An 11,539-nucleotide genomic window follows, 5' to 3' on the forward strand; every position below is an offset into this window, starting at 1 on the left:
TTGTCTGAATCACAGGAGTATTTATAGATTTGGTAATCAATGGATTTTCTTTATTAATTATCTTTTTGGCTCTCTCTAAGTCTTCTGGAGTATCAATTTCAACTCCTTCATGACTAGTTTCGATCATTTTAATATTTTTACCGTATTCTAAATATCGTATACATTCTATTTTTTCTGAAGCTTCTAGAGAACGCATTGGTAAATGGTAAAAATCTAAAAGAGCTTGTTTTCTAAAGGCATAAACACCTTTATGCTTATGATATACGTGGTTTATTTCCTTTTCTCTTGGATAAGGAATTGGAGCACGAGAAAAATATAATGCGTAGTTATTTTCATCTACAATAACTTTTACACTATTAGGATTCATGATATCATCCCAATCATCCATTGGGGTCATAAGGCTAGCCAAATCAACTTTATCAGAATCTTCTGCATAAAAGACACTTAAAACCTTCTCTAAACTCTCACGGTCTGTAAACGGTTCATCCCCTTGCACATTTACCACAATATCTACATCCATATCCTCTACTGCTTCAGCAATTCTATCACTACCACAATCATGCTCCTTCACACTCATAATAGCTTTTCCACCATTGGAAGCAATTTCTTTATAGATGATATCACTATCTGTCACTACGTAAACTGAATCAAACAAACCAGAATTAACGGTTGCTTCATAGGTTCTTCTGATAACACTTTTCCCACCAAGATCCTGCATTAATTTAGCAGGAAATCGCGTAGCCGCATACCTCGCAGGTATCATAGCGATGGTTTTTAGAGTATTTTTGTTCAAAATTTATTGCTTTTAAAGAATTACAAAAATAGTTTTTTTATAATTATTTCTCTGACTTAACATTTAAATTTTAACTATATCCACAGAAAACTATATAATACTGTATTGCTTCAAAATAGTTTTTTAAATAATTTTCTTATTCCAAAAAGTAAAATAACAACTAATACAACTGCTAATGGGGCAATGAAAACCGATGCCGCAGACATTATTGTAGCCGTTCCTGTTTCTACTGTTGCGACTAATGGGTTAGCAACACCACCAGTAGTTGCTGTTGAGGTCAATCGAGTAGCTCCCATAGTACTTTTAACAGTCGCAGCAGTTCCTCCCCCTGCAATAATAGCCAAGGCCCATGTAACCACTGGGCTTAAATCCGTAATAGCCGAAACCATTACTGCGGTTCCTGCAATAGTAGCCAAAGGAATTGCAAGCGTATCTAAAATATTGTCAAACCAGGGAATATAGTATGCCAGTATCTCTGCAATGGTAGCGATAGATAATATACATATGGATATTGTACCCGAAATCCATTCCCAATTTTCACTTAAAGGAACTATATCATAATGTCCCGCCAGACTTAATGCCAATAATGGTAAAAACACTCTAAATCCTACTGAAGCTGCCAAACCAATACCTAAACAAATACTCAATATCGTTTCCTGCATATATGCTGTTCTAATTTAACAAATACTATTCTGAGGTTATAATATACTAGTTTTCAATAAAAAAATCATCCTTAAACCCAATAAGAAAGAGTTTTTTCTTAGCTCTTGTTACTGCAGTATATAACCACCGCAGGTAATCTTTGGTTATACCATCTGCAAGATAAGGCTGTTCGATAAAGACTTTATCCCATTGCCCACCTTGTGATTTATGACAAGTTATCGCATAAGAAAATTTAACCTGTAGGCTATTAAAATATTTATTGTTTTTTACCCCTAAAAACTTCTTGTATTTTGATTTTTCTCCTTCAAAATCTTTCATTACTTCTTGATACAACGTATTAGATTCTTCATAAGATAATGATGGGGTTTCAGATGTTAATGTATCTAGAAGTAGAACTGTCTCAAAAGGTTTTTGATTTGGATAATCTACCATATTAATTTTTACTTCTGCAAACCGAAACCCATATAACTCTTTGAATGAATAAATCTCTAATACTTTGATTATATCTCCATTAGCAATAAAACCAGCTTCACTTTCATTATCTAACCAGAAATAGTTGTTTTTCACAACCATCAAATAATCTCCAGCCGATAATTCTTCTTCTTGAAATAATATTCGTGATCTAATTTGCTGATTATAGATATTTGCTCTCTTATTAGACCGAAGAATAATGACAGACTCTTCATGACCAGAGCTTGAATAGGCTTCATTTAAAGCATCCATAATTTCATGCCCGTCTAAAAATCTAACAATATCCTGATATCCAGAAATTTTAAACTGAAAAGTATCGTAGAATCCATCATTCAAGAGTTCTCTTAATTTAGTAGCGTTCATTAAAATACCACTACCTTCAGCTTGTCTTACAACTTCATCAAGTTCTATTTGTGTAACATCTTTATTAAAACCTATTGATAGATTATCAGGATTTAAAGCTGGGCTAACTTCTAATTTTACCGGCGGTAATTGAGCCGTATCCCCAATAAAGAGAATTTTACAATTATATCCCGAATACACATACATTATCAAATCATCTAACAATGATCCATTTTCAAAAAGTTTACTATCACTAGGCGTATCAGGAATCATCGAAGCTTCATCAACAATAAAAATAGTATTACGATTTTTATTTTGTTTGAGCTGAAAAGCTAAACCACCACTTTTATTCTTTTTGGGGTAATAAATATTTCTATGGATGGTTTGCGCATGTTTTCCAGAATAATTACTAATTACTTTGGCTGCTCGCCCTGTTGGAGCCAAAAGAACAGCATTTAATTTGGCTTTCCATAAATTTTTGACCAAAGTACCTATCAAGGTTGTTTTACCTGTACCCGCATATCCTTTTAATAAAAAAAGCGAATCTTTTGATCCAGAAAGGACAAAATGAGATAATTTTTGTAAAACAATGTCTTGTTTTAGTGTAGGTTCAAACGGAAAATCATCTTTCAATAACCCATAAAACTCTTTTTCCCCCATTAATAATTATTATCTGGTATTAATACTTTAGTTAATAAATCAAAGATAGGGATGATTTTTTGGCAATAAACTTTTACGATTAAAAAAAAATTGTAGATTTGCGTATACACTAATGTTTAAAGCTAAATCATAAAATGAAAATTGTTATTCAATTAGTTCTTTGGGTAGTTATAGGTTTTTTAGGATACCTAGTATATAATTCTGTAATGGGTCCTGTAGAATTCAACAAAATAAAAGAAGCAAGATACGCTAAAGCCGTTGAAAACTTAAGAAACATCCGTACAGCCCAATTAGCTTATAAAACTGTAACCGGAAGATTTGAAAAAGATCCCGCCAAATTAATTGCATTTATTGACACTGCTAAGTTCACTCTTACACAAAGAAGAGACTCCAGTTTTATTAGATTCAATAAAATTTTAAAGATAGACGAGCCAAGAGATACCGTAGTAATTGACACTTTAGGCTATGCTTCTGTCAAGGATTCTTTATTTAAGTCCAATAACCATAAAAACATGATGAAAGTTCCTATTGAAGGTGTTGACGCCAATTTTGAACTGGATGCTGGTTATATTAATAAAAATGATTTGAGAATTGCTGTTTTTGAAGTTAAAGTAGCTAAAGATGTATTGTTACACGATCTAGACAAAGATCTTTTAGCTCAAGAGAAAGAAGTAGTATCTGTTGACGGTGTGAATGGGCCTTTCCTCTCTGTTGGTTCAATGAATGAAGTAAAAACTTCGGGTAACTGGCCATTAACTTATGGAGCAAACGACCAATAATAGTATTGATTATACATCAAAAACATTGTCCATTCAGGTAAGCTTGAATGGACTTTCTTTTTGTACAGTAGATTCTGATCAGCAAATAACTGCTATTGAGCATGATAATTTTGGAATACAATTAACGCCAGAACAAGTTCTTGATAAAATAAAATATACATTAGACAACAATACTGTATTAAAAGATGACTTTAAAACCATAGAAGTTATTTATCATAACGATTTATATACTTTGGTTCCTAAACCATTATTTAATCAAGATATGGCAAAGGAATATTTACAATACAACATCAAAGTACTTGAAAATGATTTCATTGCGTACGATGAATTAGATCAACATGATATTGTTACTGTATATATACCCTATGCCAATATAAACAATTTCTTTTTTGACACTTTTGGCTCATTTACCTATAAACATGCAAATACAATTTTAACAAATTCTCTATTAACCCAACAAAAGAATAGTGAAGCTACTACCGTTTTTGTAAATATGTCGGATAAGTTATTTGACGTTGTAATCATTAAAAAAGGGAAATTAATCTTAGAAAACACTTTTAGATATGAAAACAAAGAAGATTTTCTATACTATTTGATGTTCACAACCGAGCAAACAAAACTAAACCCGGAAGAGTTTATGTTAGTTTTTTTAGGAGATATCACTAAAAAAAGTGAATGTTTCAAGATTGCACATAAATATATTCGTAAAATCACCTTCGGAAAATATTCGCGAGATTTAAAAATATCACCCACAATAACACCTTTTGAACCTCATCAACATTTTACATTATTAAGTCATTTTTGATATGCGTATAATTTCAGGAAAATACAAAGGAAAAAGGTTAAGTGCACCAAAAAAGCTACCTGTTCGCCCTACAACCGATATGGCAAAAGAAGGATTGTTTAATATCCTTAATAATCAGTATAATTTTTCTACATTATCTGTTCTGGATCTTTTTGCAGGAACTGGTAATATTAGTTATGAATTTGCATCCAGAGGGTCAAACCATATTACTGCTGTTGATGCTCATTATGCCTGTATGGGATATATCAAAAACACAGTCAAAGAGCTGGGTTTTTCTATTGAAACCATCAAAAGTGATGTATATAGTTACCTGGAAAAAACAAGGTACAAAGCCGATATTATTTTCGCTGATCCACCTTATGATTTCACAAAAGAACAGTTCCTAAAAATAGCAGAATTAGTTTTCAAAAATGAACTGCTTCTGGATAACGGTATTTTAATTATAGAACACTCAAAATACACCTCATTAGAAGACGCTCCTTATTTTGACAATTCAAGAAAATATGGTGGTTCAGTTTTTAGTTTTTTTAAAAATGAATAACCTAAGCCTCATTCATTACCGACATTCTGATCGAAAACTCATCAATTGTGGTCAGGCTACTTAAAGAATTGATTTGATGTGATGCATTGCTTATAATATCTTCATAAAAAGCCAATACTTTAGCATCAAAACCCGGAGTATCCTCTGCGGTAATTTTAAATATATCCATTTGATATATAAAATTATTTAAGATATGGTGACTAGACGAAAGCATAGCTTTATAAATATTAAGCTTTGCATTTTCCATTTGATTTTTTTTACTATTCCTTCTGGTATCAATAAATAGAAATACAAAAAAGATCAACAAAGGAATTATAATTTCATCAAGTTCTAAATGATCTATGCTTGATAAAAATTCTATAAACTGCTCAAAAAGGTCGAGGTCTAAAAAAATGGTTGAAAAATAAATAAAAACAGACAATAACAATCCTACTAGCGTTAGTTTGTACTTGTTCATTGGTTAGGGGGATTAAAGTTAGGGAGTGATGATTTATGACGGTTTATTAGGTTTACGATTAGATATAATTCCTTAAAAACTACATCTGCGTTTAAGAGTCAGGATGGTTAAATATAAGTAAAAAATAAAACTACGCAGCATTTTACAAGTATTTTAACACTACAAAAATGATGTAAACCCATAAAATCACAAGGTATAAACACTATTCTTTAAGCTACTTCTTCTCCTAATGAAGCTTCCCAAATCATAAACCATTCTTGATCAGTCATTTCTTTTGTTAAAGAATCAACAGCAGATTGAATTCTATTAATTTTAGTAGACCCAATAATTGGAAGAATTCCTGATGGATGTTTTAAAATCCATGTAGTTAAAACCTGATCAGGTGTCATATCATACTTCTTTGCTAATTTATCAACTACCGCGTTTATCCTAATCACCCTATCTTCGGGATCCTTTGCAAAGAATTTACCACCTGCAAGTGTAGAATACCCCATAGGTCTAATCCGCTTAGAAATGCATTGATCCAAAGCTCCATTAATAAAAGGCTCTGCATGTAAAGGCGAAATTTCTATTTGATTGGTCTCTAAAGGAACAAAGGTATGAAGCATATCAAATTGTGAAGGAGTAAAATTGGAAACCCCAAAATACAACACCTTACCCTCCTTTTTAAGCTTAGTAAATGCCTCGGCAATTTCATCCGGTTTAAGCAAAGGACTAGGCCTATGTATTAATAAGAGGTCTATATAATCAGTTTTCAAATTTACCAAAGATTGCTCTACCGATTGTATTATATATTCTTTATTTGTATCATAGGACTTAATTTTATTATCAGGCCGGTTTGGTGTAACCAATTTAATTCCGCATTTGGTAACCAGTTGTATCTTCTCCCGTAAAGAAGAAATTCCATTAAGCGCATTACCGAACAATGTTTCGGTGGTATAATGCCCATAAATATCAGCATGATCAAATGTAGTGATATCAATATCAACACAATCTTCTATTAACTTTCGAGACTCATCTATAGACAAATTTGCCCCCCACTCTCCCCAATTCATACAACCTGCTACTATTCGAGAAAACACAGGTCCATTATCAGAAATCTTACTCTTCATACTTATTATTCTAAAAATTGTAATACCTAAAAGCAACTAGTAATCGATCGCTTCATAAATAACTCTTTGTATTTCTGATCTAATATCATTAGAAATTAATTTTCGATTTGCAGCATCAGGGAATGTACGATTACTCAAAAACACGTACACAATTTCTTCTTCGGGATCAGCCCAAGTAAAAGTTCCTGTAAAACCACTATGCCCAAAACTAGTCATAGAAATACAGCCACACGTAGGCCCAATATCGCCTAATTGTGGTTTATCAAACCCTACTCCACGTCGTACGTCTTTATGACAATAATAGCATGTATTAAACGCTTCTAGTGTTTGACTCTTAAAATATCGTTTACCTCCATAATATCCTCCATTAAGATACATCTGCATAATCTTAGCAACATCATTAGCATTAGCAAATAGGCCCGCATGCCCACCAATACCACCAAACATAGCGGCTCCCTGATCATGAACATATCCATGTACGATTTCATCTCTAAAAGCCTTATCATTCTCTGTTGGAACAATTCTCTTTCTTTTAAACCTTGTTATAGGCAAATATGAAGTATTATTTGCTCCAAGAGGCCTATAAAAATGTTGTTGCGTGAGTGCATTTAAAGTATTACCGTAATGGTTTTCAAGATATTCTTTTAATAAATAATAAGGTAAATCACTATACTTATAACGCAGTCTTTTTCGCAATTCGCTTTCTTTAATTCTCAACATCAAAGAATCTCTCATATCACTTCGCAAGTACAGGTTGTTTGTTACTTGTATATTAAATTCTTTAGACAAGTTATTTCTATAATATTTTTTATCTGGTTTTTGAGTAACTGTATCTAATGTTTTAAGATAAAATGGAATCCATGCCCTTAATTTTGCGTAATGAGACAGCATAGATCTAATTGTTATATGTTCTTTATTCGACTCTTTAAAATCTGGTAACATCTCTCCTATCCGAGTATCCAGAGAAATAATCCCTTTATCCTTTAATTCTATTGTAAGTGGTAATGTTGCCAGTATCTTTGTTAGTGAAGCTAAATCATAAATATCAGATCCTTTAACTTTACGTATTTTATTATAGGTATGATATCCATAATTTTTATTAAAAACCACCTTTCCTTTCCTGGCAACAATTAATTGTAAACCAGGTGCCATTTTTTCTGTAAGTGTTCGTTTTACAATAGAATCAATTCTTGTTAGTTTATAAGAATTCATTCCAACACTCTCTGGCAAGCCATACGTCAATCTCTTTAAAGACCTTGTTTCTATTCCTGTTCCTAAAGGGAAATCTTCACCCAGACTTACTGGAAGTTTTCCTTTTGACTCGATAGCACCAAAGAGCAACTGAGCAGATTTTTCTTGTGCAACCGTGCTATTTTGATAGGACATTACAATCCCTTCAAAATTAGTTGTTGTTAACATATCCAACATTGCATATGGACGGGCAAATATATTCAACACAGTGGTATTAAGCCTGGCGATTTCATACAACCAAACAAGCTCTTTATCTTTAAATTTATAGGATGCCCAAGGCGAAGCATTAGATTTATGAAAGCCTACAATTACATAATTATAATCACGTAATTTCTCTATCATTTCACTCAATTGGCTTGCTTTAACCCAATCTACCTGAGTATATTTACTAAGCTGCTTATAGTAAGCTTCTCCAGAGTCATCTCCCATAGAAACATACGCCACTTTTTTAAGGTCCAGGTTCTTTATGGGTAATGTTGCCCTGTTATTTTTTAGAATTGTTATAGAATTCTCTACCAATTCATGATGCAACACTTCATTTTTTATACTATTTAGCTCTTGGTAGAGATACTCTGTTTCTACTGGTTTATAGGCATTAAGACCTGCTTTATATTTTGCTAATAAAATTTTTCGAACAGAGTGAGCTAAACGTTCTTCGGTTATCATGCCAGAATAGTACGCAGAAACTATTTTTTGAGACGCTAACGGAACATCTTCAGAAATTAACAGCACATCATTTCCGGCTAAAAAAGCAGCCAAATCTATTTCTCCGGGTTCTTTAAAGTCAGAAGCACCTTTCATATTTAGTGCATCCGTAAAGATCAAACCATTAAAACCCAAACTATCCTTTAATATATTGGTAACTACATTTTTTGAAATTGAAGAGGGATATCCAGACCTAGGCTCTAAACTAGGTATATTAAGGTGGGCAACCATAACACTAGACAAGCCTTCATCGATGAGCTTACGATATGGATACAATTCTATACTATCTATTCGTTGAGCCTCAAAATTAATAGTCGGAAGGGTTTTATGAGAATCGCTATCGGTATCTCCATGACCAGGAAAATGTTTTGCACTTGCCAAAATCCCTTCTTTTTGCATTCCTTTCATAAATGCTAAAGCTTTTTGAGTAACCATTTCTTTACCTTCGCCAAAGGAGCGATTACCAATTATCGGGTTTTTAGGATTGGTATTAATATCCACCACAGGTGCAAAATTAATATGTACTCCCAATCGTTTGCAATGCCTTGCAATTTGTCTCCCTGTTTCTTCTATCAAGTTATTATCCTGTATGGCTCCTAAGGTCATATTCCAAGGAAAAGCTTGTGTAGAATCTAATCGCATCGCCAACCCCCACTCTGCATCCATACCAATCAATAAAGGTACTTTTGACTTTTCCTGAAATTCGTTATTAAGTTTAGCCTGACGTATAGGCCCTCCTTTAGAAAAAATGATCCCACCTATATGATACTCTTCAATGAGTTGTTTTATCTTATCGGTTTCTTTTTTAGGTTTTGAAGAAAATATATCAACCATAAATAGTTGACCTACTTTTTCTTTTAGTGTCATTTTATTATAAATACTATCTACCCAACGTTTTTGAGCATCGTATTCTTCTACATGCAAAGGGTTTTGTTGCTGAGCATAAACACTAAAATTTATAAGAACTACTACTAAGGATATATACTTTTTAATTATGTGCCACACAAAAATCTTAATTTAAAAAACGGTTATGCCAACTATCTCTCGCGGGTATTTCCCAATTGGTGCGATATTCGGCAATATTAGTCACTAGGTTATTGAAAACGATAGTATTTGGGGATACTGATCTATTTTTTGCCATTTTTTTAAAGTCTGCCAAGGGTTTATACGCCACAAACTCTCCTTGTTTAAAAGAAACGTTCATTTTATCCATTAGATCAACATCATATACCTTTTCAAGTTCCTGAATAAAATGTACAGATGCATCTATAGAACATCCCGTAGCTGCATTTACTCCTTGATCTAATCCAATGGTTATAAATCTTTTGTATTTAATATCATACCCAGCTTTTAGGTCCGCACCATGAGCTGTCCATTGTGCTATGAACTGATCTAATTTCTGCTTAATTTCTTCTAATTCATCTACAGAAAATGACCTGTTAGCTTGATAAATCCACACTCTAGAGGTCTCGGGAAGGTCATTAAAATCTACCAACATTATCTATCTTTTTTACTTTTTACTAAAATAACAAAAACTATTTCTATTCTCTTACATAAAAAAGAGTTAATATGAACAACATATTAACTCTAATTAAATTGTATATAACTAAGAAAAAATCTACAAGTCCTGAGCATTAGCGATAAGCTCTGCTACATCCAGTACTTCAATACTATCTTCTTTTTCTTTACTCTTTACACCATCAGTCATCATTGTATTACAAAATGGGCATCCAGCGGCAATAATATCTGGTTTAGTTTCTAGGGCATCCTCAGTTCTTTCAACATTAACATCTTTGTTTCCAGGCTCTGGTTCTTTGAACATTTGAGCACCTCCTGCTCCACAACATAATCCATTTCGTTTGCATCGTTTCATTTCGATGAGCTCCACCTCTAATTTTTTAAGTAAATCTCTTGGCGCTTCATATACATTATTCGCTCTACCCAAGTAACAAGGGTCATGAAATGTAATTCGTTTTCCTTTAAACTTACCTCCTTCAACAGTCAACCTACCTTCATCTAAAAGAGATTTAAGAAACTGCGTATGATGCATTACTTCATAATCTCCTCCTAAAGCAGGGTATTCATTTTTTAGTGTATTAAAACAGTGCGGGCAAGCAGTAACTACTTTTTTGATCTCATATGCATTCATTACTTCAATATTAGTAACGGCCTGCATCTGAAATAAAAACTCATTACCTGCTCTTTTAGCAGGGTCACCTGTGCAACTTTCTTCTGTACCTAATACAGCAAAGTCTACATTAGCATTGTGTAGTAATTTAACGAAAGCCTTTGTAATCTTTTTTGCCCTATCATCAAAACTACCAGCACAACCTACCCAAAATAAAACCTCAGGTTTTTTACCTTCAGCCATATACTCTGCCATTGTTGGCACCTTTACTGTTTCGCTCATATGTAATCTTTTATATTTCTTAGTCTATATTCTAAGGCGTTTAAAATATAACCTTTTTATTAATCGTGTTTTCCATCATCAAAAACCTCGATAGTCACCACTCTTTCTACCAATTCTGTAAATTTACCGGTATAACGAGTTGCTTTAACCAAGTGATTATCAATCCAATGATAGTTCCCTCCTCTTGGTTTACCCATTAATAGGCTGTGGTATTTAAAACCGTGCTTTGTTAACCAAGTTTCGGTTACCTCCCTATGATCTTCGGTTCTTGAGGTAAAGAAGCATATAATATGTCCTTCATCAAACCATTTATTTAATGTAGCTAAAGCATCAGGAAATGGTTCACAAGTAACCATACGTTCTGGTTCTTCATTAGGTACATCTTCGGTAATTGTGCCATCGATATCGATCAGATAATTTTTTATACCTTCTGGCAATACAGGACTTATATGTTCTCCTGCTTCTACTTTGTCATGCAATAATTTTTCTACTTCTTCCTTCTTCATAACTTCTTTTTTCTCTTAATTTTTAAGGGTTTATTTGGTTAATT

Annotated in this window: 11 protein-coding genes and 1 pseudogene; 3 read left to right on the forward strand and 9 right to left on the reverse strand. The window is 33.0% G+C overall.

Going from position 1 to position 11,539, the window contains the following annotated elements; genetic code table 11:
- Positions 1–58 precede the first annotated feature (58 nt).
- From kdsB to JJQ60_RS07180, 3 genes and pseudogenes are all read right to left on the reverse strand, one after another.
- Positions 59–763: pseudogene (kdsB, locus tag JJQ60_RS22000) on the reverse strand (3-deoxy-manno-octulosonate cytidylyltransferase); the annotation flags it as partial.
- 140 nt (positions 764–903) lie between these two features.
- Positions 904–1,455: a DUF4126 domain-containing protein gene (locus JJQ60_RS07175; RefSeq protein ID WP_201918131.1), complete on the reverse strand. Its 552-nt coding sequence runs from the start codon at positions 1,453–1,455 to the stop codon at positions 904–906.
- Positions 1,456–1,501: 46 nt separating this feature from the next.
- Positions 1,502–2,929 (reverse strand): ATP-dependent DNA helicase, encoded by a 1,428-nt coding sequence (locus JJQ60_RS07180; protein ID WP_201918133.1) that lies wholly within the window; start codon positions 2,927–2,929, stop codon positions 1,502–1,504.
- Positions 2,930–3,063: 134 nt separating this feature from the next.
- Between JJQ60_RS07180 and JJQ60_RS07185 the strand changes: the two genes are divergently transcribed.
- Genes JJQ60_RS07185 through JJQ60_RS07195 form a run of 3 tightly spaced genes read left to right on the forward strand, consistent with a single transcriptional unit; the run spans position 3,064 to position 5,054 of the window.
- On the forward strand, positions 3,064–3,708 hold the full coding sequence (locus JJQ60_RS07185) for a hypothetical protein (protein ID WP_201918135.1): 645 nt from the start codon (positions 3,064–3,066) through the stop codon (positions 3,706–3,708).
- A complete protein-coding gene (locus JJQ60_RS07190; RefSeq protein WP_201918136.1) occupies positions 3,689–4,513 on the forward strand; it encodes a DUF3822 family protein in 825 nt (274 codons plus the stop codon). The genes JJQ60_RS07185 and JJQ60_RS07190 overlap by 20 nt, the downstream gene beginning before the upstream one ends.
- 1 nt (position 4,514) lies before the next feature.
- Positions 4,515–5,054, forward strand: a complete 540-nt coding sequence (locus JJQ60_RS07195; protein WP_201918139.1) for an RsmD family RNA methyltransferase — start codon at positions 4,515–4,517, stop codon at positions 5,052–5,054.
- 1 nt (position 5,055) lies between these two features.
- Here JJQ60_RS07195 and JJQ60_RS07200 read toward each other — a convergent pair whose 3' ends face one another.
- The 6 genes from JJQ60_RS07200 to JJQ60_RS07225 form a co-directional block, all read right to left on the reverse strand.
- Positions 5,056–5,511, reverse strand: coding sequence for a hypothetical protein (locus JJQ60_RS07200; protein ID WP_201918141.1), 456 nt, complete (start codon positions 5,509–5,511; stop codon positions 5,056–5,058).
- A 209-nt stretch (positions 5,512–5,720) separates the two neighbouring features.
- On the reverse strand, positions 5,721–6,623 hold the full coding sequence (locus JJQ60_RS07205) for an aldo/keto reductase (RefSeq protein ID WP_201918143.1): 903 nt from the start codon (positions 6,621–6,623) through the stop codon (positions 5,721–5,723).
- 36 nt (positions 6,624–6,659) lie between these two features.
- Complete coding sequence (locus tag JJQ60_RS07210) at positions 6,660–9,575, reverse strand: glycoside hydrolase family 3 N-terminal domain-containing protein (RefSeq protein WP_394369536.1); 2,916 nt, start codon at positions 9,573–9,575, stop codon at positions 6,660–6,662.
- A gap of 16 nt (positions 9,576–9,591) precedes the next feature.
- On the reverse strand, positions 9,592–10,077 hold the full coding sequence (locus JJQ60_RS07215; RefSeq protein ID WP_201918145.1) for an ABC transporter ATPase: 486 nt from the start codon (positions 10,075–10,077) through the stop codon (positions 9,592–9,594).
- Between the two features lie 120 nt (positions 10,078–10,197).
- Positions 10,198–10,989 carry a (Fe-S)-binding protein gene (locus JJQ60_RS07220; protein ID WP_201918147.1) on the reverse strand — a complete coding sequence of 264 codons (792 nt, stop codon included), beginning with the start codon at positions 10,987–10,989 and terminating at the stop codon, positions 10,198–10,200.
- Between the two features lie 59 nt (positions 10,990–11,048).
- A complete protein-coding gene (locus JJQ60_RS07225) occupies positions 11,049–11,495 on the reverse strand; it encodes an LNS2 domain-containing protein (protein ID WP_201918149.1) in 447 nt (148 codons plus the stop codon).
- Positions 11,496–11,539 lie beyond the last annotated feature (44 nt).

The organism is Aquimarina mytili, assembly GCF_016735115.1.
Lineage (GTDB): Bacteria > Bacteroidota > Bacteroidia > Flavobacteriales > Flavobacteriaceae > Aquimarina > Aquimarina mytili.

Coding starts and splice junctions, on each gene's coding strand:
- JJQ60_RS07220 (WP_201918147.1), bottom strand. CDS start 10,989: ATGAGCGAAACAGTAAAGGTGCCAACAATGGCAGAGTATATGGCTGAA.
- JJQ60_RS07175 (WP_201918131.1), bottom strand. CDS start 1,455: ATGCAGGAAACGATATTGAGTATTTGTTTAGGTATTGGTTTGGCAGCT.
- JJQ60_RS07205 (WP_201918143.1), bottom strand. CDS start 6,623: ATGAAGAGTAAGATTTCTGATAATGGACCTGTGTTTTCTCGAATAGTA.
- JJQ60_RS07225 (WP_201918149.1), bottom strand. CDS start 11,495: ATGAAGAAGGAAGAAGTAGAAAAATTATTGCATGACAAAGTAGAAGCA.
- JJQ60_RS07195 (WP_201918139.1), top strand. CDS start 4,515: ATGCGTATAATTTCAGGAAAATACAAAGGAAAAAGGTTAAGTGCACCA.
- JJQ60_RS07200 (WP_201918141.1), bottom strand. CDS start 5,511: ATGAACAAGTACAAACTAACGCTAGTAGGATTGTTATTGTCTGTTTTT.
- JJQ60_RS07180 (WP_201918133.1), bottom strand. CDS start 2,929: ATGGGGGAAAAAGAGTTTTATGGGTTATTGAAAGATGATTTTCCGTTT.
- JJQ60_RS07185 (WP_201918135.1), top strand. CDS start 3,064: ATGAAAATTGTTATTCAATTAGTTCTTTGGGTAGTTATAGGTTTTTTA.
- JJQ60_RS07215 (WP_201918145.1), bottom strand. CDS start 10,077: ATGTTGGTAGATTTTAATGACCTTCCCGAGACCTCTAGAGTGTGGATT.
- JJQ60_RS07190 (WP_201918136.1), top strand. CDS start 3,689: ATGGAGCAAACGACCAATAATAGTATTGATTATACATCAAAAACATTG.